Genomic DNA, 22,394 nt, shown 5'->3' on the forward strand with positions numbered 1-22,394 from the left:
TCCGGCAGGCCGGTTTTCAAACAGCCTGCCGAGCCGCCGCGAGTGCGAGAAAACGCCGATGCAGCACCGCGACCGCGTCGTCGAGCCGTTCTAGGCTGCCGCTGTTGTCGACGACGTCGGTCGCGATCGCGAGGCGCTGTTCGCGCGTCGCCTGCGCGGCGATCATCTTCAGCGCGAGCTCGCGCTCGATCGCGTCGCGCCGCTGCAGGCGCTCGAGCTGGACGTCCGGCGCGACGTCGACGATGAGCACGCGGTCGGCCCAGGCATAGGCCGGCCAGGTTTCCGCGAGCAGCGGAATCGCGAGCAGACAGTAGGCGTTGCGGTCCGCCGCGACCTGTTCGCGCAGGCGCTCGCGGATGCGCGGATGCACGATCGCTTCGAGCCGGCGGCGGGCGTCGTCGTCGCCGAACACGAGCCGGCGCATCGCCGCGCGGTCGAGGCTGCCGTCGGCCTGGAGCAGGCCGGCGCCGAACGCCGCGGCGATCTCGGCCAGCGCGGGCTGGCCCGGCTCGACCACCTCGCGGGCGGCCACGTCGGCGTCGTAGCAGACGATGCCGCGGCGCGCGAACGCGGCCGTGACCGCGGACTTGCCCGAGGCGATGCCGCCGCTGACCGCGACGACGAAATGTGCGTCGACGCCGCCGGAGGCCGCGCTCATCGCGTCAGCAGCAGACTCGAATACAGCTGCAGCAGCTGCTCGCCCCAGATGAACTGCACCCAGCCGGCGACCGCGATGAACGGGCCGAACGGGATCGGCGTCGAGCGGTCCTTGCCGCCCGTCGCGAGCAGGATGCTGCCGAGCACCGCGCCGACCAGCGACGACAGCAGGATGATCGGCAGCAGGCTCCTGGGACCCATCCACGCGCCGAGCGCGCCGAGCAGCTTGAAGTCGCCGTGGCCCATGCCTTCCTTGCCGGTCACGAGCTTGAAGGCCCAGTAGACGCTCCAGAGGCTCAGATAGCCGATGCTCGCGCCGAGTATCGCGTCGACCGGACTGACGAACAGCGGCTGCAGCGACAGCAGCATGCCGAGCCACAGCAGCGGCAGGGTCAGGTTGTCGGGCAGCAGCTGCGTGCGGAAGTCGATGCCCGACAGCGCGATCAGCAGATAGCTCAACGCCAGGCCGGCCGCGGCCTGCAGCGACAGGCCGAACTTCCAGACCACGACGACGCTGGCCACGGCGGTCAGCAGCTCGACGAGCGGGTACTGCGCCGAGATCGGCGCGCGGCAGTAGCGGCAGCGTCCGCGCAGGGCCAGCCAGCTCACGAGCGGGATATTGTCCAGCGGCGACAGCGTGTGCTTGCAGTGCGGACAGTGCGAGCTCTTGAACACGAGGTCCGGCGGCGCCGGCTCTGCCGGTGCGGTGATGTCGACGTCGAGGCCGAGCAGCTCGCGGCTCTGCGTGCGCCAGTCGTGCAGGAGCCGCGCCGGCAGACGCAGGATCACGACGTTGAGAAAGCTGCCGACCAGCAGGCCGAACAGGCCGGCCGCCAGATAGAGCGGCCAGCCTTCGCCGAGGTATTCGATCATCGCGGTCCGGTCAGCCGACGACGGCGGCGAGCTTGAAGATGGGCAGGTACATGCCGATCACCATGCCGCCGACCAGGGTGCCGATGATGACCATGATGAACGGTTCCAGCAGGCTGGACAGCGCGTCGACCGCGTTGTTGACCTCTTCTTCGTAGAACTCGGCGATCTTGAACAGCATCTTGTCGAGCGCGCCGGATTCCTCGCCGATCGCGACCATCTGCACGACCATGTTCGGGAACAGCTGCGCCTGGCGCATGGCCAGCTGCAGCTGATGGCCGATCGCGACGTCTTCGCGGATGCGCTTGACGGCGGCGTTGTAGACGGGGCTGCCGGTCGCGCCGGCGACGGAGTCGAGCGCTTCGACCAGCGGCACGCCGGCGCGGAACGTCACGCCGAGCGTGCGGGCGAAGCGCGCGATGGCCGACTGGTGCAGGATCTGGCCGACGACGGGCAGCTTGAGCACGCCGCGGGCGCAGAGATGGGCGAAGGACTTGGAGCGCTTGTAGAGGAAGATCAGGCCGCCGATCACGCCGGCCGTGATCAGCAGCATGGCCCACCAGTAGGAGGTCATGAAGCGCGACGCGGCGACGATCATCTGGGTGAACGCCGGCAGGTCGGCGCCGAAGCCCTTGAACACGCTCTCGAACTGCGGCACGACGAAGATCAGCAGGATGGCCGACACGATGATCGCGACCGCGAACACGATGGCCGGGTAGAACATCGCCTTCTTGATCTTGCCCTTCAGCGATTCGATGTTTTCCTTGTACGTCGCGACCGTGTCGAGCACGGTGTCGAGCACACCGGCCGATTCGCCGGCCTTGACCAGGTTGCAGAACAGCTCGTCGAACTGGATCGGGAACTTGCCCAGCGCTTCGTACAGGGTGGAGCCGCCCTCGATGTCGTTCTTGATCGAGGTCAGCATGTTCTTCATGCGCACGTTGTTCTGGCCGCTAGCGATGATGTCCAGGCCCTGCACGAGCGGCACGCCGGCCTGCATCATCACGGCGATCTGGCGGCTGAACACGGCGACGTCGCGCGCCTTGATCGCCTTGCCGGCCGCGCCGAACAGCGGTTTCGCCTTGGCCTTGACCGCCGTCGGGTTGATGCCCTGGCGGCGCAGCTCGGCCTTGACGAGGCTGATGTTCTTGGCCGAGTACTCGCCCTTCATGGCCTGGCCGCGCTTGTCCTTGCCGGACCAGACGAAGGTCTGCAGCTGACTGACTTCGGCACGGGCGCGGCCGCGTTGCGCGGAATCGGCGGCGGGCTTACGGGATACCGTTGCGGTGGCCATGGTTAGTCCTTGGTGACGCGGTTGATTTCGGCCAGGCTCGTGACGCCCTGCTTGACCTTGAGCATTGCGGACTCGCGCAGGTCGCGGATGCCGGCGGCGCGCGCCGCCTCGGCGATCTGGATCGCGTTGCCGCCCGCCAGGATGATCTTGGCGATGTCCTCGGCCAGCGGCATGACCTGGTAGACGCCGACGCGGCCCTTGTAACCCTCGTTGCAGCCGGAGCAGCCGGCCGCGTCGAACATCTGCAAGGTTGCGATCTCCTGCTCGGTGAAGCCTTCGGCGAGCAGCGCCGCCGGCGGCAGGATCAGCGGCTTCTTGCAGTCGTGCAGGCGCCGCGCGAGGCGCTGGGCGATGACCAGGGTGACCGACGAGGTGATGTTGAACGGCGCGATGCCCATGTTCATCAGGCGCGCGATCGTCTGCGGCGCGTCGTTCGTGTGCAGGGTCGACAGCACCATGTGGCCGGTCTGCGCGGCCTTGACCGCGATTTCCGCGGTCTCGAGGTCGCGGATCTCGCCGACCATGATGACGTCCGGGTCCTGGCGCAGGAACGAGCGCAGCGCCGCGGCGAAGGTCATGCCGCGCTTCTGGTTCTGCTGCACCTGGTTGATGCCCGGAACGCGGATTTCGACCGGATCCTCGACCGTCGAGATGTTGCGGCCTTCGGTGTTGAGGATGTTCAGCGCCGTGTACAGCGACACGGTCTTGCCCGAACCGGTCGGTCCGGTCACGAGCACCATGCCGTAGGGCTTCTCGATCGCGTCGAGGAACAGCTTCTTCTGGTCTTCCTCGTAGCCGAGCTTCTCGATGCCGAGCTTGGCCGCCGAGCCGTCGAGCACGCGCAGCACGACCTTTTCGCCGAACAGAGTAGGGCAGGTGCTGACGCGGAAGTCGATGGACTTGCCCTTGGACAGGTTGAGCTTGATGCGCCCGTCCTGCGGCACGCGGCGCTCGGCGATGTCGAGGCCCGACATGACCTTCAGGCGCGAGGAAATGCGCGGGGCGAGCTTGGGCGGCGGCGCGGCGACCTTGCGCAGCATGCCGTCCATGCGCAGACGCACGCGGTATTCGGTCTCGAACGGCTCGAAATGGATGTCCGATGCGCCGCGCTTGATTGCGTCGACGAGCACCTTGTTGACGAAGCGCACGATCGGCGTGTCGTCGTTGCCGGTCGCGTCGACGCCGCCGGCGTTCGCATCGCCGTCGTCGTCGCCGGCGTTGAGGTCCAGGCTCTCCAGCTCCTCGTCGCCTTCGCTCGCGATCGACGTGCTGCTCTGCGCCAGGGCCTGTTCGATGGCCCGCGCCAGACCCTGTTCGTCGAGGAGGATGGGTTCGACGCTGTGGTTGGACTGGAACTTGATCTCGTCGAGCGCGCGCAGGTTCGTCGGATCCGACAGGCCGACGAACAGGCGGTTGCCGCGCTTGAACAGCGGCAGCGCGCGATGCTTGGTGATGAGTTCTTCGCTGACCAGCTTGAGCGGCAGCTGGCCGAAATCGATCGCGCTGACGTCGTAGATCGGCACGCCGAATTCCGCGGACGAGGCCATCGCCACGACGCGGCTGTCGGCCATGCCGTTTTCGATGAGATACGTTGCGAGGGGAATCTTCTGCTTGCCCGAGGTCTCCACGGCGCGACGGGCATCGGATTCCGCGAGAGAACCTTCGGCGACGAGGCGTCGTGCGATGCCGCTCAGGCCGACGAGATTCGCCGGATTGATTTGCGTAGCCATAAGAATTCCACGTAAACCCTCGAAACTACGGCGGAATGTACTCCAGTTCCGTGCCGTTTTGAATCAGGCGGCGCAAAACTGTGACCGCCCTCAAGAACCGCCTCGGACCGGCCCCGGCAGGTCCCGGCGGGTAGCGAGCTTCGCGTATGATCCGGCCCAGGATCGAGGAAGCCCGTTGATGCCAATCAGTATCATCCTGCCCGCCAAGAACGAGGCGCCGGCACTGCGTCAGCTATTGCCCCGGCTGCGCCAGATGCGTCCGGATGACGAGATCATCGTCGTCGACGACGGTTCCACCGACGAAACCCGGCAGCTGTGCCGCGAGGCCGGCGTGCAATGCCTGTGCGGCCCCTATTCCATGGGCAACGGCGCGGCGATCAAGCGCGGGGCCCGCGCCGCCTCCGGCGACGTGCTGGTCTTCATGGACGCCGACGGCCAGCACGACCCGGCGCACATCGACCGGCTGCTCGCGCGGCTCGAGCAGGGCTACGACATGGCGGTCGGCGCGCGCGACTGGTCGGGCCAGGCCGGCGTCGGGCGCGGTCTTGCCAACACCCTCTACAACAACCTGGCCGGCTGGATGACCGGCCATGCGGTGCTCGATCTCACTTCGGGCTTCCGCGCGGTACGGGCGGAAAAATTCCGGGAATTCCTGCACCTGCTGCCGAACGGATTCTCGTACCCGACGACGATCACGATGGCATTCTTCCGCAGCGCCTACGCGATCGCCTACGAGCCCATCGCGGTCGGCAAGCGCACCGGCAAGAGCCACATCCGGCCGCTGCGCGACGGCATCCGCTTCCTGCTGATCATCTTCAAGATCGCGACCCTGTATTCGCCTCTGAAGCTCTTCCTGCCCGTCAGCATGGCGTTCTTCGGGCTCGGCTTCAGTTACTACGCCTATACCTTCTTCACGATGCATCGCTTCACGAACATGAGCGCGCTGCTGTTCAGCGCGGCCGTGATCGTCTTCCTGATCGGGCTCGTCTCCGAGCAAATCACTGCGCTCACCTATACTCGCAGCGACTGAGACCGTGGCCGGGGACGAGCACAGATGAAGGCTGTGATACTTGCGGGCGGCATGGGCACCCGTATTTCGGAAGAGACCCACCTGCGGCCGAAGCCCATGATCGAGATCGGCGGCAAGCCGATCCTGTGGCACATCATGAAGATCTATTCCGCGCACGGCGTGAACGACTTCGTGATCTGCTGCGGTTACAAGGGCTACGTGATCAAGGAGTACTTCGCGAACTACTTCCTGCACATGTCCGACGTCACGTTCGACATGGTCGCCAATCAGATGCAGGTGCACGAGCGCCATGCGGAGCCGTGGCGCGTGACGCTCGTCGACACGGGCGATGAAACCCTGACGGGCGGCCGCCTGCGTCGCGTCGCCGCCTACGTGCAGGACGAGAGCGCATTCTGCTTCACCTACGGCGACGGCGTGGCCGACGTCGACGTCCGGCGCCAGATCGAGTTTCACCACGCGCACGGCCGTATGGCCACGGTGACCGCCGTACAGCCGCCGGGCCGCTACGGCGCGCTGCAGCTCGACGGCGACCGTGTCGCCGGCTTCAGCGAGAAGCCGCGCGGCGACGGCGGTCTGATCAACGGCGGTTTCTTCGTGCTGTCGCCGCGCTGCATCGACCTGATCGACGGCGACGCGACGAGCTGGGAATGGGAGCCGCTGGCCGAGCTCGCGCGGCGCGATGAGCTGCGCGCGTTCGAGCATCACGGCTTCTGGCAACCCATGGACACCTTGCGCGAGAAGAACCTGCTCGAGGACCTCTGGCAGTCCGGACGCGCGCCGTGGCGGGTCTGGTGACGATGCCGGGCGGTTGGCAGGGCCGCGACGTACTCGTGACCGGCCACACCGGCTTCAAGGGCGGCTGGCTCTGTCTCTGGCTGCACCTGCTCGGCGCACGCGTGCACGGTTACGCGCTGGAGCCGCCGACCCGGCCGAATCTGTTCGATGCGTTCGATCTCGGCGGATTACTCGCGTCCGATACGCGCGCCGACCTGGCCGATCTCGCTGCGCTGCGCGACTGCCTCGTGCGGAGCCGTGCCTCGGTGGTGTTCCATCTCGCGGCGCAGTCCCTCGTGCGCGAAAGCTATGCCGCTCCGCTGCCGACGTTCGCGACGAACGTGATGGGCACGGCGCATCTGCTGCAGGCGGCGCGCGAAAGCGCGACCGTGCGCGCCGTCGTCGTGGCGACCACCGACAAGGTGTACGAGAACCACGAGACGGGTCGCGCGTTCCGCGAGGGCGACGCGCTCGGCGGCAACGATCCCTACAGCGCGAGCAAGGCCGCCTGCGAGATCGTGGCCGCGAGTTTCCGTGCGAGTTTCTTCGGCACGCCGGGCAGTCCGTGCCTGGCGACGGCCCGCGCCGGCAACGTGATCGGCGGCGGCGACTGGGCCGGCGACCGGCTCGTGCCGGACTGTCTGCGCGCGTTCGCGGCGGGCCGGCCGGTCCATCTGCGCTATCCGGGCGCCGTGCGCCCCTGGCAGCACGTGCTGGAACCGCTGGGCGGATACCTGCGCCTGGCCGGGGCGCTGTTGACCGAGGACGGGCCACGCTTCGCGCGTGCCTGGAATTTCGGACCCGCGGCGGCGGACGATGCCACGGTGCACACAGTCGCGCAGCGGCTCGCCGGGCTCTGGGGCGGCGCGGCAGCCGTCACCGTCGACGCCGCGGAGCATCCGCACGAAGCGGGACTGCTGCGTCTGGACAGCGGCGCCGCTGCGCGCGAGCTCGATTGGCGGCCGCGGTGGAGCCTAGAACAGGCGCTGGCGGCGACGGTGGCCTGGCATCAGGCCTGGCACGCCGGCAGCGACATGCGCGAAGTCGGCAGGGCCCAGCTGCGCGATTACGCGCCGGCGGGCGTGCCGTGAGCGCACGCTTCGAGATCACGGCCACGCCGCTGGCCGGCCTGACAGTGATCCGGCGCCGGCCGCTGGGCGACGCGCGCGGCTATTTCGAGCGCGTGTTTTGCGACAGCGAGCTCGCGGACTATTTTCCCGACGGGCGCATCGCGCAGATCAACCGCACATTGACGCGGCTGAGCGGCACCGTGCGCGGTCTGCACTACCAGCTGCCGCCGCAGGCCGAGGTCAAGCTGATCAGCTGCCTGCGGGGCCGGGTCTTCGACATTGCCGTGGACCTGCGTCGCGATTCTCCGACCTTCCTGCGCTGGCATGCGGAGATCCTCAGCGCCGACAACCACTGCAGCCTGCTCGTGCCGGCCGGTTTCGCGCACGGTTTCCAGACATTGGAGAACGACTGCGAACTGCTCTACCTGCATTCGGCGCCGCATGCGCCCGCCGCGGAGCGCGGCCTGCACGCGCTCGATCCGCGGGTGGGCATCGCCTGGCCCCAGCCGCCGGTCGGGCTGTCCGAGCGCGATGCGACCCGGCCGCTGCTGTCTTCGGATTTCGATGGGGTCGTTGCATGAAATGCCGTTTCTGCGCCGCGAATCTGGACCTGGTGTTTGCCGATCTCGGCAGCTCGCCGCCGTCCAACGCCTATCTCGATTCCGCGGCGCTTCGCGCGCCGGAACGCTGGTACCCGCTGCGCGTGCTCGTCTGTCGCGAGTGCTGGCTGGTGCAGACCGAGGACATGGCCGGAGCGGACGAACTGTTCTCGGCCGAGTACGCCTATTTCAGCGGCTTCTCGGCGAGCTGGCTCGCCCACTGCGAGCACTACGCGGAGCGTATGACCGAGCGTTTCGGACTGGACGCTTCCAGCCTGGTCGTGGAGATCGCCGCGAACGACGGCTCGCTGCTGCGCTATTTCCAGGCGCGCGGCATTCCGTGTTTCGGCGTCGAGCCGACGGCCAGCACCGCGGCCGCGGCCCGTGCCCTGGGCATTGCGATCGAGCAGGAGTTCTTCGGCGCCGAGTTCGCGCGGCGGCTGGCCGGGCAGGGCCGTTCGGCCGACCTGATGGCGGCCAACAACGTGCTTGCCCATGTGCCGGACATCAACGACTTCGTGCGCGGCTTCGCGCTGCTGCTCAAGCCCGGCGGTGTGGCGACGTTCGAGTTTCCGCATCTGCTGCGCCTCGTCGCCGGCAACCAGTTCGACACCATCTACCACGAGCATTTCTCGTATCTGTCGCTGACCGCGGTCGAGCGGCTGTTCGCGGCCAACGGGCTGCAGGTGTTCGACGTCGAGGAACTGCCGACCCACGGCGGCAGCCTCCGCGTCTATGTCCAGCGCAGCGACACCGCGCCGCGCCAGCGCACCGCGGCCGTCGATGAGCTGAGCGCGCGCGAACGCGATGCCGGAATGACCGATGCGGGGTTCTATGGTTCGTTCCAGCAGGCGGCCGAAAAGGTCAAGAACGATTTTCTCGCGTTCCTGATCGAGGCGCGGCGGCGCGGCGAGACGGTCGCTGCCTACGGTGCCGCGGCGAAGGGCAATACCCTGCTGAACTTCGCCGGCGTGCGGTCGGACCTGCTCGCGTTCGTCGTGGACCGCAATCCCGCCAAGCAGGGGAAATTCCTTCCCGGCAGCCGCATTCCCATCGTCACCGAGGACGAACTGCGGCGGCGGCAGCCCGACTATGTGGTGATCCTGCCCTGGAATCTCGCGCCGGAGCTGCAGATCCAGCTGGCCTATTGCCGCAGCTGGGGCGCGCGTTTCGTCACGGCGGTTCCGGCTCTCGCGCTGCAGTGATGCGCGTCGCCGTGACCGGTGCCAGCGGCTTCGTCGGCAAGGCCGCCGTCGCCGAGCTGCTGCGGCGCGGCGTCGAGGTCCTCGCCGTGTCCCGAAAGCCGCCCGAAGGCACGCTCCCGCGCGGCTTGTCCTATTGCGTGCTCGACATCGCTGCGCCGCCGCCGCGGCTGTTCGATCGGCTGGGGCGGCCGGACGTTCTTCTGCACCTGGCCTGGGACGGCCTGCCGAACTATCGCGCCGAGCGTCACGTCGCCGAAGAACTGCCGCGACAGCTGGCGTTCCTGCGGCGCTGCGCCGGCGAGGGGCTGCAGCGCCTCGTCGTTTCCGGCACCTGCCTCGAATACGGCCTGCAGGAGGGCTGCCTCGCCGAGAATCTGCCGGCGCAGCCGACGACGGCGTATGCGCTGGCGAAGGACCACCTGCGCATCGCACTGGATGCGCTCGCCCGCGAAACCTCGCTGCGCACGAGCTGGCTGCGTCTGTTCTACCTCTACGGCGAAGGCCAGGCGTCGACGTCGCTGTATTCGCAGCTGCGTGCCGCCGTCGCGCGCGGCGATGCGCGCTTTGCGATGTCCCCGGGCGACCAGCGACGAGACTTCCAGCCGCTGACGGCGGCGGCGGCGCAGATTGCGGCGGTCGCGCTCCATGCCTCGGCGGAAGGCGTCGTCAACATCTGCAGCGGCCGGCCGACCGCGGTCGTCGACCTCGTGCGGCAATGGCTGCAGGAATGGGGCGCGCGGATCGAACTCGACTGCGGTGTGTATGATTATCCCGATTACGAGCCGCGTGAGTTCTGGGGAGACCGGCGCCGGCTAGACACCCTGCTGGGGACGGCATGAGCGCGCGCGAACTGATCCGCATCGAACAACTTCCCGTATACCAGAACAAGATGTTCGACACCGTCGCCGCCGCGCTGGCCTGCCCGCGCGGCGACGTCGTGCTGGTGCAGGATCCGGCCAGCGGCCTCGTAGCCAATGCGGCCTTTGACCCCGACCTGCTGCAGTACGACGACAGCTATCAGAACGAGCAGGGCCATTCGGCCGTGTTCCGCAGTCATCTCGACGAGGTCCTCGGCGTGCTGGCGCGGCATTTCCGCGGCGCCCGCGTGCTGGAAATCGGCTGCGGCAAGGGAGATTTCGTCGACAGCCTGCGTCATGCGGGCTACGACGCGCGCGGCGTGGATCCCGCCTACGAAGGCGATTCACCGTACATCGTCAAGGCGCATTTCGCGCCGGCGCTCGGCCTGACCGGCGACGCCGTCGTCATGCGCCACGTGCTCGAGCACATTCCGGCTCCGCGGGATTTTCTCGAGACCGTGCGCGAGGCCAACGGCGGCCGCGGCCTGATCTACATCGAAGTGCCCTGTTTCGACTGGATACTCGAGCGCCGGGCCTGGTTCGACGTGTTCTATGAACATGTGAACTATTTCAGGATCGAGGATTTCCGCCGCCTGTTCGGCCGCGTCGTGGAGGCCGGTCATGTCTTCGGCGGGCAGTACATCTACGTCGTGGCCGATCTCGCGAGCCTGCGCGATCCGGCTTCCGCGGAGCTCCCGGTGCCGGCCGCGCTGGCTCCCCCGCAGGATTTCCGGGGCAGCGTCGAACGATGTCTCGCCCGCCTGCGGCCGGGTCAGCGCGCGGTCTGGGGCGCGGCGGCCAAGGGTGTCATGTTCTCGCATCATCTGCGCCTGCGCGGCGAGTATCTGGACTTCGCGATCGACATCAACCCTGCCAAGCAGGGCCGCTTCCTCGCGGTCAGCGCGCTGCCGGTGCTCGCTCCGTCGGCGGCGCTCGCGCAGTTGCAGCCGGGCGCCAACATCATCGTGATGAACTCCAATTATCTCGACGAGATCCAGCGTGCGGCCGGTCCCCATTTCAACTATGTAGCATTGGATCAGACATGAGCGATTTTCCCGCAGAGTCACGCCGGCGCATCGAGGCGATACGCGGCAATGCCGCGCTGCAGTCCAAGGCGCAGGCTCTGATGCAGAGCTCGATCGAAGCGAGCTATTCCTACAATTTCTTCTGGCAGGGCCGGCCGATCATCCAGTATCCCCAGGATATGGTCGCGCTGCAGGAACTGGTCTGGAACGTGCGCCCCGACCTGATCGTCGAGACCGGCATCGCTCACGGCGGCTCGCTGATCCTCAGCGCCTCGCTGCTCGCGCTGCTGGACTACTGCGATGCCGCACAGAGCGGCGAACTGCTCGACCCGCGCCAGCCCAGACGCAGCGTGCTCGGCGTCGACATCGACATACGCGCGCACAACCGCAGCGCGATCGAGGCGCATCCGCTCGCCGGCCGCATCCGCATGCTGCAGGGTTCGTCGACGGATCAGGCCATCGTCAGCCAGGTCGCCGCCGCCGCCGCCGGCAAGCGCGTGCTGGTCTGCCTCGACTCCAATCACACGCACGAACACGTGCTCGCCGAACTCGAGGCCTATGCCCCGCTGGTGTCGCCGGGAAGCTATTGCGTCGTGTTCGACAGCATCGTGGAGGATCTGCCCGCAGACGCCTATCCGGAGCGTCCCTGGAGCGTCGGCGACAATCCGAAGACGGCGCTGCACGAATACCTGCGCCGGCTGGAAAGCGAAGGTCGCCGCGCGGCCGACGGCGCACCGCTGCGCCTGGAGATCGACCGCGAGATCGAAGGCAAGCTGCTGCTGACCGTCGCGCCCGACGGCTACCTGCGCCGGGTCTGAGCGCTTCAGCCGTCCTGCGCGTCGCGGCGGCGCAGCGCGCGCACGGTCAGATAGAGCGCATAGGCGAGCAGGTCGGCGCCGAGCACGGCCGCGCGGAAGCCCGCGGCCAGCACGACCGTGTCGACGAACGGCGTTCCGGCGCCGTCGCGCAGCAGCGCCGCGATCGACACTTCGAACACGCCGAGTCCCTGCGGCGCGAGCACCATCGCGAAGCCGGCCGCCCAGGACAGCAGATAGGCGGCCGCGACCACCGGCAGGGAAGGCGCGTCAGCCGGCAGCGGAAAGGCGTTCCAATAGCCGCAGAACGCGAGCGCGGCCGTGATCCAGAACCCGAGCATGACCGCGGCTGCGCGGGCGTAGGTCGCCCAGGTCGGCGGCGCGCCGGAGGACAACAGCCGGTGGCGCAGCACGAACGGAATTCCGGCCAGCAGCACCAGGCCCAGCGCGAGTGCCGCGCCGGCGGCGGCTCCGCCGCGGCCGAACAGCAGCAGGCCGCCGCCGCCGAGCGCAGCGGCCAGCGCGACCGGCAAGGCGTTCTCGATCGCGACGAGAACGGTGAGCTGCGCACGCGTCGCTCCGGCCGCGCTGTAGTCGGCCACCCGCGACACGGTGTGCCAGATGCCGCCCGGCAGGTAGCGTGCGGGCAGCCGGCTCGCATGAATGGCCAGCGCCTTGCGATAGCTCAGGTGCACGCCGCCGGCGCCGAGCACGACCCAGGCCAGGGCCGGCGCGATCAGATGCGAAACCGCCCACAGCAGCGTCGCGGCGATGAAGAACGGCCATTGCGCCTGGCGCAAGGTGTCCTCGACGATGCCGCGCGCGCTCCACGCGGCGGCCAGCAGGAACAGCGCGGCGAGCGGCGTGAACACCGCGCGCAGCGGGCGCAGCATCCGGCGCAAGGTGTCGGTCGACATCATCCGGCGCCGGGCCGGCGCCGCCCGACCAGATAGCGCAGCGCGAGACTCGGCGCCAAGGTCGCCAATGTCGCGATCTTGTCGGCCGCGCCCAGCGGCGAACGCAGCACGACGCCGCAGAGCGCCAGCGGCAGACGTACCAGCGGAAAGAGCTTGGACAGGCGCGAACGGCTGATGCCGGATTCCGCGCTCGCGTAGCGCCGGATCTTGTCGTCGTGGTGGGTTTCGTCGCGGATCTCGCGCCGCGACCAGACCGCCGCCGGCGCGTGCAGGAAATCGCCGTGCAGCACGAGTTCCGACAGCAACACGAGGTCGCCGCCGACGAGATTCGGCAGCGGACGGCAGGCACGCAGTCGGCTCAGCCGCATCACGCCCATGATCGGATGCATGTTGCCCCAGAGCACGGTGAAGAAGCGTCCTGCCGCGGCCATGCCGCGCGTGTCGCTCCAGCCCGACTCGCGCGGCAGCGGCGCGCCGTCGGGACCTATCCAGCGGGAACTGCCGAACGCGAGGCTAGCCTGCGGATGCGTCTGCAGCAGCGCCACGCATTCGCGCACGAAATTGGCGGTCCAGAGATCGTGACCGCCGGCCCACAGGAAATAGTCTCCGCGCGCGAGGTCGGCGGCGCGGCGGAAATTGGCGATGACGCCGATGTTCGTCGCGGAGCGCTCATAGCGCAGGCGCGGATCTTCCGCGGCATGGCGCCGCACGATCTCGCCGGTGGCATCGGTGGATGCGTTGTCGCAGACGATGATTTCGAGGTTGGGCCAGTCGATGGCGCGCAGCGAGCGCAGCGCTTCGTCGATGAAGCGTTCCTCGTTGTAGATCGGCAGCCCTATGCTGACCAGCGCAGGCGATGCGGTTGCGTTCAAGCGATTGCTCCTGTCGGTGCGGCTGCGCTCATTGTGGCGGCGAGTCTTCCGCGCGGCGCGCCTCGAGGCGCTGCACGAGCAGGTCGGCCTTTCCGCGATACTGGTCGAACCGCCCGAGGCGACGCAGCGCGTCGATCTGCCGTTGCGCCTCGCCGTAGCGGCCGAGCGCTATCAGCAGGCGGGCGAAATTCTCGCGATGCTGAGGCTCGCGCGGCGCCAGCTCGATGGCTTCCTGCATCAGGCCCAGGGCGAGCGTAGCGTCGTTAAGCTCGTTGAGCACGTAGTTGGCGTAGACGCTCAGCAGGTTCGCTTGCGGTCCGTGGCTCAGCGCCGTCGCGAACACGGCGACCATCTCCGCGGGTGGCAGCTCGCAGACGTTTTCGACCGCGCAGTCGGTCAGCGCGCCGAGGGCGGCGACGTCCTGAGGGCCGGCGGCGCGGCGCTCGAGCTTGGCGCGCATCTGCTGCCACCACTGCGGATCGACCGGCCGTTTCTCGCGCATAGCGAAGATGATCGACCCCTGTTCGGCCAGGATGCTGCCGCCGGGAGCCGCGCGCGCGCGTTCCAGCGCATCGAGCACGCGCTCGGCCGATATCGTTTCCGGCGCGCGCATCCGCACGGCCATCAGCGCATAGGCCAGCGCGAACTGCGCCCGCGGCGACTGCGGATGTTTGGCGGCTTCGCTGACGGCGAAGCGCAGCGGATCGCTCCACTCGCGCGCGCGCATGTGGGTGACCGCCGCGCCGAACACGAGCAGGACCAGCGCCAGCCCGACGCCCGCGCGCCGTGCCGTTCGGCCGGACGGGGCGATCAGCAGCAGATCGGCGAGAACGAGGAGCGCGCCCAGCGACGCAAAATAATTGCGGTGCTCGAACATGAGCTCGAGCGGGATCACGGTCGCCGTGATCAGCTGCGCGCCGAGAAACCATTGCAGGCCGAGCGCCGTCAGCGGCCGGCGCCGGATCAGCGCCAGGGATGCGGCGGCCAGCGCGCCGATGCCGATCACGGCCGGCAACGTCGCCGGCGGCTGCAGCAGGCCGCGCGAGATGGGGTAGTCGTCGTGATAGAGGCTCAGTTGCGACGGTTCCGGCACGACGGTCCAGCGCAGATAGTCGAGCACGATGCGTGCTTCGCTGAGCAGCCGTTCGGTCAGCGTGAAATCGCGTGTCGCCCAGACCGAGGGGTTCAGCATCTTCGGCAACAGCCAGAACGCGCCGGCGACGGCGGGTATCACCAGCAATGCGACGAACACGGCGGCGATGCGCCGGTCGATGCGGCCATCGGCGCGACGCAGACCGAACAGCACGAGATCGGCGCTGGCGGCATACAGCGGCAGCAGCGCCGCCGACTCTTTCGCGAGCAATCCCGCTGCTGCGCCGCCGGCCAGGGCGAACACGGGCAGCGCGATGCCGCCGCGGCCCGCGCGCAGGCGTTGGCGCCCGATCAGATAGAGCAGCAGTCCGCCGAACACGAACAGGTGGCAGAGGCTCTCCATGCGCTGCACGACGAACAGGACAGCCATGACGTTGATCGGCGCCAGTCCCCAGGCCGCCGCGGTCCACAGGGCCGGCAGCCGCGCATCCTGCTGCGGTGCGAGCAGGCCGATCACGCGACGGACGATCGCGAAGACCAGCACCGTGTTGAGCAGATGCAGCAGCAGGTTGCCGGCCTTCATCCACCACGGATCCAGGCCGAACAGGACGTGGTTGGCGGCGAAGGTCAGCATGGTGAGCGGACGCTGCAGGTCGCTCGCCGGCGACGAAAACGCGGCGGCCGACCAGTCGGCCCAGTTCAGCGTCGTGACGTGCAGCGTCACGTTATTGACGATGTTGGGAAAATCGTCGAAGGCATAGCCGCCGGCCAGGCCGGGCAGATAGATCAGCACGATCAGCACGAGCAGCGCCGGCACGAGCGCCCGGGACGGATTCGGTGCTGCGACGGATGGCCGGGCAGGTGCGTTGTCGAAAGAGTCTGCCGGCATCAGAAGGGCATGTTCACGGTTTGGCTTCTGGCGCCGCGGCGTCGAGATCGCTCTGCAGCACGCCGCGCAGATGATCCAGTTCGTTGCACCAATAGCCCTGCTTGACCAGCAGCCAGTTGTGCACGGTCACCATCGAATAGCCGTTCCAGATCCAGTCCGGCGATTTCATCAGTGCGTCGGCGCGGTCGAGGTGGCGCAGTCCCTGGGCCGGAAAGCCATTCTGGCCGAGTTCCGCCGCCTGGGCCATGGCCGCATGCGGGCCGGGCTTGGCGTCGAGCGCCGCGTTGAACTCGGTCAGCGCGAGGTCGCCGTCGCGGCGGATCAGCGCGATGCGGGCGCGCAGATAGTGCAGGTCCTGGCGTCGTCCGGCGCTCGCCATGCCGCGCGGATTCGACTCCGCCGCCGCGAGCAGCCGTTCCATGACGGACAGGTCGAGTCCCGGGCAGGCGCCGCTCGCGGCGAACGCCAGGCTCGGCTCGAACCATTCGAACCCCATGCGACCGACATCGCGCGCTTCGCGCAGCGACCGTTCGGCCCGGTCCAGATCCTCGGCGCCGACGCCGCCGAGCCGGCACCGGGCGCCGATCAGGTTCAACGACAGTTGCAGATCGTCGGGTTGCCGCTGCAGCGCGCGCTGCAGTCGCCGTGCCGCCGCCGCCGGATCGCCGCGCGCGATCTCGATCTGCGCCGCGTTGGCTTGTGCGCGGGCCGAATCCGGATTGCGGTAGGCCCAGAGCAAACCCTGGTCCTCGACGTTGCCCCAGGGTGCGGCGCCGAGTCGGGTCAGCATCGTGAGGCCGAGCGGCAGCACTACCGCCAACAGGCGGCGGACGAACCGCACCGAAACCGCCGGCGAGCAAAGCCACAGCGCGAGCGGCCAGAACATCGGCAGCGTCGGCACGTAGTTGCGGTGTTCGAAATACATCTCCAGCGGCACGACCGTGGATTCGATCAGATGGCCGGCGAAGAAAAACAGCACGGCCAGCGCCCAGGTCGGCTGCCGGCGCCGCAGCAGCCAGGCGCCGACGAGCAGCGCGAGCAGCACCAACGCACTGAACAGAGTGCTCGCCGGATCGAGCCAGCCGCGGGATATGCGCAGCGAGTCGTTGAACAGACCGACCGAATAGGGATGCGGCAGCCAGAGCTGCTGCAGATAGTCGAGCAGCACGCGGTTCTGCGTCAGCAGACGCTCGCCGAGCGTCCAGGATCGATAGGGGAGGCCGTGGCTCAGCCCTGTGTAAGCGTTGGCGCCCAGCCACAGCAGGACGGCGAGGGTGGGCAGGCCGAGAACGATCCATTGCCAGCGCCGCCAGCGCAGGGCTTGCGCCGGCGCCAGCGGTTCGGCGCGCGCGAGCAGGATGCGTTCGACCAGCCAGGCCAGCAGCGGCAGCAGCGCGCCGTTGCCCTTGCTCAGGGTGGCCAGCACGGTCATTGCGCCTATCCAGGCGGTCGCTTCGGTCAGCGCATGCGCCGCGCCGTGCGCGAGCTTCGTGCGCGCGTGCACGAAGCCGATCAGGCCGATCAGCATGAAGGTCGCCGGCAGCATGGCTTCGCGCTGCACGACGTAGAGCGTCGTGGAAACCATCAGCGGATGCAGCAGCCACAGCGCTGCGGCCAGCACGGCGGCCGTATCGGCGGCGGCGCGGCCCTGCATGTCGGCACCGCGCAGGCGGCGGCCCAGCTGGGTCAGGAACACGGCGAGCAGTACCGCGTTGCCCAGGTGCAGCAGCACGTTCGTGCGCTTGAACGGGTAGGGATCGGCAGGCCAGTTCTGCGCGTCGAGCAGGAAACTCAGCAGCGCGACCGGGCGCCCGGTGGTGTCGGCCGAACCGCTGGTGATGTAGCGCCAGAACGTCGGCGCGTCGTCGACGCGGCCATACGTGCCCAGCGCCGTCAGGTTGATGTAGTCGTCGAACAGGAAACCGCCGCCGAGCCCGGGCATATAGGCCCACCAGCCGAGCAGCAGCGCAGCGAGCAGCAGCAATACGGCGCGGTAGTGGCGTGGCGGCATCGTAAGAAAGAAAACGGGCGGGAAAAAAAAGGGCCGCGGATGCGGCCCTTTCTTGACGACCCTGGGTCCGGATTACGGACGGCAGATGGTCGGCAGGTACTTCGGATCGACGGTCGTGCCGGCGGCAGGCTTGCAGTTCCACTTCACCGAGCCCGTCGCGGTCACGGCCGAATAGGCCAGGACGGCGTTGTTGATCTTGGCGTTGGCCTCGTGCGGAGCGCCCGAGGAATACGTCGCCAGGATCTTGCCGTTGGCGGCATTCAGCGAGATGACGTACTTGCCGACGATCGAGGTCGGCTGCGCCAGGCCGACCGAGGTGTTGCTGATCGCGAAGCGGCCGGTGTTGCTGTAGAACTCCGCCACGGCGGTCTTGGCGCCGTCGGACAGAACCGCACCTTCGGACACCTGCGAACGGATCAGGTAGTCCTGATAGGCCGGCAGGGCGATCGCGGCGAGGATGGCAATGATCGCGACGACGATCATCAGTTCGATAAGGGTAAAGCCCTTGCTCTTAATCACGTTCATGAGTGTTTCCTTCAGAGTGGAGGTACGTCAGTTAGCTAACTTCGTGTCGCCCTTGAAACGAACCGTGGCGGCGCTCGGTATCGGCATCCTTGGCCTCAGGCCAAGTTCCCCATCGATCCGCGTGCTGTTCAGCATATTCCGTGCCATTGCGTTTAACAACGGCGGTCAGCTGGGAACTTGTCGGCGTATTTGAGAACTCAGTCACGCGACGGAGAGCGAATTGCCCGGGTCTGTAACGTCTTGTTTCCGGTATTGACGGCAGATGTGTCGCTCAGCGGCACTTACTGACACCGATGGCGAGCCAAAAGCGGCAGCTGCGGCGGCGACGGGGCTTTCCGTGTCCCCTATAGCAAGAACGGTGCCTGAGGCACCGCTTCTTGAGAAACGTAGGAGATTGTGCTGATCAGCGCCGGCACGACGTCGGCAGGTAGCGTTTTTCTATCGTCGTGCTCAGGCAGCGCCAGTCCACGCTGCCGGCTGACGTCACTGGCGACAGCCGCAGCACGCGGCCGACGATGGCGGTATTGGCCTGATTGCCGAACGTCACGTCGATGCCGGTGACATTGATCGTGACCGAAGTAACGTAGCTGCCGGTGATGCTGGTCGGCTGCGCGATTCCAGCCGAGAGGTTGCTCGGCGGCAGGCGTCCGCGATTGGAGATGAAATCCCATACCGATGCTTTCGCGCCGGTGCTCAGGCTCAACCCTTCGGCGACCTGCGAGCGGACAAGATAGTCCTGGTAGGCGGGCAGTGCGATTGCGGCCAGGATGGCGATGATCGCGACGACGATCATCAGTTCGATCAGGGTGAATCCGGTCTGTCTGGCGCGGCGCATGGTTGCGTCCTCGGGCGGTCCGAGGGGGCTAGAGCACCAACCGTGCCAATGCATACGGCGCTCCCCTGTCAGCCGCCCGGCGAGCGAAAACCGCCGACGACCGGAACATCGGCGCAGGACGGTCGGATGCGCGCACGGTCGTGTTGGTTTCCCGTTATTCTGCGCGCTTAATGCGGACGGGAACAGACTAATGAGTGGAAGCAGGGGCGTGTCGCGCTGGCTGGTGACCGGGGCGTTGACGGTGTTCGCGCTGTCCGGTGCGGCCGGGCTGATCTACCAGGCGATCTGGTCGCAGTACCTGGGCCTGTTTCTCGGACACGCCGCCTACGCACAGAGCCTGGTCCTCGCGATCTTCATGGGCGGCATGGCGCTCGGTGCCTGGTGGGTCAGTCGCCACGGCACCGGCTGGCGCAACCTGCTGCGCGCCTACGGTCACGTCGAGCTGGTCATCGGCATCGCGGCCCTGCTGTTCCATCACGAGTTCCTCGGCGTCACCGACCTGGCCTACTCGCACGTTTTCCCGGCGCTCAGCGCCGGCTGGCTGACCACCGCGTTCAAATGGATCAGCGCCGTCGTGCTGATCCTGCCCCAATCCATTCTGCTGGGCATGACGTTCCCGCTGATGAGCAACGGCGTCATGCGCGCCTCGTCGGCCGGCGGCGGCTCCATTCTCGGCGGCCTCTACTTCAGCAACAGCATGGGCGCGGCGATCGGCGCGCTGGTCGCGACCTTCGTGCTGCTGCCGTGGATCGGCCTCCCCGGCGCGATGCGGATCGGCGCGGCGCTGAACATCGTCGTTGCGCTGCTGGCCTATCTGCTCGCCGCGGCGGCGCCCGGCGCCGTGCCGGCAGCGTCGTCCGCCGGCAACACGGCGACAGTCACGTCGGTGTCGCGCGTGCTGCTGGCCGCCGCCTTCATCACCGGCGCGAGCTCCTTCGTCTACGAGATCGGCTGGGTGCGCATGCTGAGCCTCGCGCTGGGCTCCACCGTGCACGCGTTTGAACTGATGCTCGCCGCGTTCATCGGCGGCCTGGCGTTCGGCGGCTGGTGGATCCGCAAGCGCATCGACGGCTATGCGGATGCGATGAAGGTCGGCGGCTACGTGCAGCTGCTGATGGGACTCGCGGCGCTGGCCAGCCTGCTGCTCTACGACCGCTCGTTCGACTGGGTCGCCTGGTTCATGCAGGCGCTGGCGCGCACCGAGCCGGCCTATGTCGCCTACAACGTCGTCAGCGCCGCTGTCGCCGTCGCGATCATGGCGCCGGCCGCGTTCTTTGCCGGCATGACCTTGCCTCTGTTCACCCTCGCGCTGCTGCGCAGCGGCACCGGCGAGGCGGCGGTGGGCCGCATTTATGCGGCCAATACCATCGGCGCGATCGTCGGCGTGTTCTGCGCCGTGCATCTGCTGATTCCGGGTCTCGGGCTCAAGCTTGCGATGATCATCGCGGCGCTGGCCGACCTCGTGCTCGGTGCCTACCTGCTGCGCGCCGCGCCGAGCGCCCAGGAGCAGCGCGGCCCGTATCTCGCCGCGCTGGTCGTCATCGCGGTTTCCACGGCCGTCACCCTGCTCGGCGCGCGTTTCGATCCGCTGGCCATGTCCGCGGGCGTCTACCGCACCGGCAATGCACGTCTCATGAACGAAGATCAGAAGATCGTGTTCTACCGCGACGGCAAGACCGCGAGCATCGGCGTGCGCGAGACGCGCATGGGGCGCCGCACGATCGCGACCAACGGCAAGCCCGACGCCGCGATCAACATGAAGCCCGGCACCGAGGCCAGCGTTGACGAGTTCACGATGATCACGGCGGCGCTGCTGCCGCTGTCGCTGCATCCGGCACCGCAGGATGTGGCCAACATCGGCTTCGGCTCGGGCCTGACCACGCATACGGTGCTGACGGATCCGCGCGTGCAGCGTGTCGACACGATCGAGATCGAGCCGGCGATGATCGAAGGTGCGAAGATGTTCCGTCCGGCGGTGGAACACGCCTATACCGACCCGCGTTCGCACCTGCACATCGAGGACGCGCGCAGCTATTTCACGGCGCACAAGTCCAAGTACGACGTGATCATCTCGGAGCCCTCGAACCCCTGGGTCTCCGGCGTCGCGAGCCTGTTCAGCCGCGAGTTCTACCGCTTCGTTCCGCGCCACCTCAAGCCCAGGGGCCTGTTCGTGCAGTGGATACAGCTGTACGAAATCAACGACGAACTGGTATCCACCGTCATCAACGCGCTCAGCGAGACCTTCGTCGACTACCGCGTCTACATGGCCAATTTCGGCGACATGATGATCGTCGCCAGCGCCGACGGGCCGATCGGCGACATCGACATGAGCCGCATCGACGGCGAGGAACTGAATCTGGTCCGCAGCCGCGTTTCCCTGGACAAGCCGTCCGACCTGGGCTTCCATGCCGTCGGCGGCCGCAGCGGCATCGCGCCGCTGATCGAGGCGATCGGCGACCGCGCCAACTCCGACTTCTATCCGATCCTCTCGCTGGAGGCGCCGCGCACGCGCTTCCGCTCGACGATGGCGACGACGCTGGTCGGCCTGCCGACCGCGGATCTGCCGTTCGTCGAGCTGCTCAACGGCGTTGCGCTGCCGGACGGCGAGCTTTCGCCGAATCCGGCCTATCCGCGCGTCATGTATCGCACCATGGCGCTGCGTATCGTGCAGTCGCGCGGCGGCGCCGACGCGCCGGGCCTGGGGCTGGACTTGAGCCAGAAACTCGGCTTCGTGCGCGAGCGCGTCGGGCGCTGCCGCGACGGCACCGACACGGCCAGCCAGCTCCAGGCGCTGCACGACCTCGCCGCCGAGACCGTGCCGTACCTGAAGCCCGGTGAGATGCGCGGTCTCTGGATCGACCGCGACTGGGGCCGCTGCGAGCAGATGGCGCCGGCCGTCGCCGGGCTGCTCGACCTGATCGCGGCCCAGGCCGCGCGCGACCATAGCCAGACACTGGCGAAGGCCGACCGGCTGCTCGAGGAACACCGCGCCGAGCTGCCGGACCCGGTCGCCGACTACGTGCTGCGCGCGGGCATGCTCGGCGGCGTCGCGGCCAAGGACTATGCGGCCGTGCTGCGTCTGGCCGAGACCTATCGCGACTCCGTGCACAGCACGCCGGTCACGCTGCTGCACCGCGGCTGGATGGTCAACATCGCGCGTGCGGGACAGGGCGGCCAGAAGGCCGCCGCGGCTCCCTGAGGTTCCGGGCCGGCGCGCGCCGGCCCGAGGGGCCGTCATCGGCGCCGTCAGCGTATCGTCCTTGCGCCGGCAGGCTCTGCCGGCGCTTGCGACGGCGTCGCCGGCGTTCCGGAAACCTGCTCGGTCTC

General features: G+C 68.0%; 19 protein-coding genes. 9 read left to right on the forward strand and 10 right to left on the reverse strand.

Features of this window, described 5'->3' with window-relative positions; all coding sequences use genetic code 11:
* Positions 1-16 precede the first annotated feature (16 nt).
* From coaE to pilB, 4 genes are read right to left on the reverse strand one after another with little or no spacing between them, the layout of a single operon-like run.
* Positions 17-658 (reverse strand): dephospho-CoA kinase, encoded by a 642-nt coding sequence (gene coaE, locus NON22_RS00340; RefSeq protein WP_257384895.1) that lies wholly within the window; start codon positions 656-658, stop codon positions 17-19.
* On the reverse strand, positions 655-1,530 hold the full coding sequence (locus NON22_RS00345; protein ID WP_257384896.1) for a prepilin peptidase: 876 nt from the start codon (positions 1,528-1,530) through the stop codon (positions 655-657). The genes coaE and NON22_RS00345 overlap by 4 nt, the downstream gene beginning before the upstream one ends.
* Positions 1,531-1,540: 10 nt before the next feature.
* Positions 1,541-2,821 carry a type II secretion system F family protein gene (locus NON22_RS00350; protein ID WP_257384897.1) on the reverse strand — a complete coding sequence of 427 codons (1,281 nt, stop codon included), beginning with the start codon at positions 2,819-2,821 and terminating at the stop codon, positions 1,541-1,543.
* Positions 2,822-2,823: 2 nt separating this feature from the next.
* Positions 2,824-4,551 (reverse strand): type IV-A pilus assembly ATPase PilB, encoded by a 1,728-nt coding sequence (gene pilB / locus NON22_RS00355; protein ID WP_257384898.1) that lies wholly within the window; start codon positions 4,549-4,551, stop codon positions 2,824-2,826.
* A 178-nt stretch (positions 4,552-4,729) separates the two neighbouring features.
* On the opposite strand from pilB, the gene NON22_RS00360 reads away from it, so the two are divergent.
* From NON22_RS00360 to NON22_RS00395, 8 genes are read left to right on the forward strand one after another with little or no spacing between them, the layout of a single operon-like run.
* Positions 4,730-5,581, forward strand: coding sequence for a glycosyltransferase family 2 protein (locus NON22_RS00360; protein ID WP_425507944.1), 852 nt, complete (start codon positions 4,730-4,732; stop codon positions 5,579-5,581).
* Positions 5,582-5,605: 24 nt separating this feature from the next.
* A complete protein-coding gene (gene rfbF / locus NON22_RS00365) occupies positions 5,606-6,376 on the forward strand; it encodes a glucose-1-phosphate cytidylyltransferase (protein ID WP_257384899.1) in 771 nt (256 codons plus the stop codon).
* On the forward strand, positions 6,361-7,446 hold the full coding sequence (gene rfbG / locus NON22_RS00370) for a CDP-glucose 4,6-dehydratase (RefSeq protein WP_257384900.1): 1,086 nt from the start codon (positions 6,361-6,363) through the stop codon (positions 7,444-7,446). Before rfbF ends, rfbG begins: the two co-directional genes overlap by 16 nt.
* The gene (locus NON22_RS00375; protein ID WP_257384901.1) at positions 7,443-8,006 is read left to right on the forward strand and encodes a dTDP-4-dehydrorhamnose 3,5-epimerase family protein; all 564 of its coding nucleotides are present in this window, start codon (positions 7,443-7,445) and stop codon (positions 8,004-8,006) included. The genes rfbG and NON22_RS00375 overlap by 4 nt, the downstream gene beginning before the upstream one ends.
* Complete coding sequence (locus NON22_RS00380; RefSeq protein ID WP_257384902.1) at positions 8,003-9,229, forward strand: class I SAM-dependent methyltransferase; 1,227 nt, start codon at positions 8,003-8,005, stop codon at positions 9,227-9,229. Before NON22_RS00375 ends, NON22_RS00380 begins: the two co-directional genes overlap by 4 nt.
* A complete protein-coding gene (locus NON22_RS00385; protein ID WP_257384903.1) occupies positions 9,229-10,068 on the forward strand; it encodes an NAD-dependent epimerase/dehydratase family protein in 840 nt (279 codons plus the stop codon). Before NON22_RS00380 ends, NON22_RS00385 begins: the two co-directional genes overlap by 1 nt.
* Positions 10,065-11,132 (forward strand): class I SAM-dependent methyltransferase, encoded by a 1,068-nt coding sequence (locus NON22_RS00390; protein ID WP_257384904.1) that lies wholly within the window; start codon positions 10,065-10,067, stop codon positions 11,130-11,132. Before NON22_RS00385 ends, NON22_RS00390 begins: the two co-directional genes overlap by 4 nt.
* Positions 11,129-11,929 carry a cephalosporin hydroxylase family protein gene (locus NON22_RS00395; protein ID WP_257384905.1) on the forward strand — a complete coding sequence of 267 codons (801 nt, stop codon included), beginning with the start codon at positions 11,129-11,131 and terminating at the stop codon, positions 11,927-11,929. The genes NON22_RS00390 and NON22_RS00395 overlap by 4 nt, the downstream gene beginning before the upstream one ends.
* A gap of 5 nt (positions 11,930-11,934) precedes the next feature.
* On the opposite strand, the gene NON22_RS00400 is transcribed toward NON22_RS00395, so the two are convergent.
* The 6 genes from NON22_RS00400 to NON22_RS00425 all read right to left on the reverse strand — a co-directional run bounded on the left by NON22_RS00400 (position 11,935) and on the right by NON22_RS00425 (position 19,067).
* Positions 11,935-12,843 carry a hypothetical protein gene (locus NON22_RS00400; protein WP_257384906.1) on the reverse strand — a complete coding sequence of 303 codons (909 nt, stop codon included), beginning with the start codon at positions 12,841-12,843 and terminating at the stop codon, positions 11,935-11,937.
* On the reverse strand, positions 12,843-13,715 hold the full coding sequence (locus NON22_RS00405; protein WP_257384907.1) for a glycosyltransferase family 2 protein: 873 nt from the start codon (positions 13,713-13,715) through the stop codon (positions 12,843-12,845). The genes NON22_RS00400 and NON22_RS00405 overlap by 1 nt, the downstream gene beginning before the upstream one ends.
* Before the next feature lie 28 nt (positions 13,716-13,743).
* A complete protein-coding gene (locus NON22_RS00410; RefSeq protein WP_257384908.1) occupies positions 13,744-15,624 on the reverse strand; it encodes a tetratricopeptide repeat protein in 1,881 nt (626 codons plus the stop codon).
* 85 nt (positions 15,625-15,709) lie between these two features.
* A complete protein-coding gene (locus NON22_RS00415; protein WP_257384909.1) occupies positions 15,710-17,707 on the reverse strand; it encodes a tetratricopeptide repeat protein in 1,998 nt (665 codons plus the stop codon).
* 72 nt (positions 17,708-17,779) lie between these two features.
* Entirely contained in the window at positions 17,780-18,232 is a 453-nt protein-coding gene (locus tag NON22_RS00420) for a pilin (protein ID WP_306673563.1), read from the reverse strand.
* 403 nt (positions 18,233-18,635) lie between these two features.
* Positions 18,636-19,067 carry a pilin gene (locus tag NON22_RS00425; protein WP_257384930.1) on the reverse strand — a complete coding sequence of 144 codons (432 nt, stop codon included), beginning with the start codon at positions 19,065-19,067 and terminating at the stop codon, positions 18,636-18,638.
* A gap of 190 nt (positions 19,068-19,257) precedes the next feature.
* Between NON22_RS00425 and NON22_RS00430 the strand changes: the two genes are divergently transcribed.
* Positions 19,258-22,266: a fused MFS/spermidine synthase gene (locus NON22_RS00430; RefSeq protein ID WP_257384910.1), complete on the forward strand. Its 3,009-nt coding sequence runs from the start codon at positions 19,258-19,260 to the stop codon at positions 22,264-22,266.
* Positions 22,267-22,394: the final 128 nt, after the last annotated feature.

This window comes from Tahibacter caeni, from assembly GCF_024609805.1.
In the GTDB taxonomy this organism is placed as follows: domain Bacteria; phylum Pseudomonadota; class Gammaproteobacteria; order Xanthomonadales; family Rhodanobacteraceae; genus Tahibacter; species Tahibacter caeni.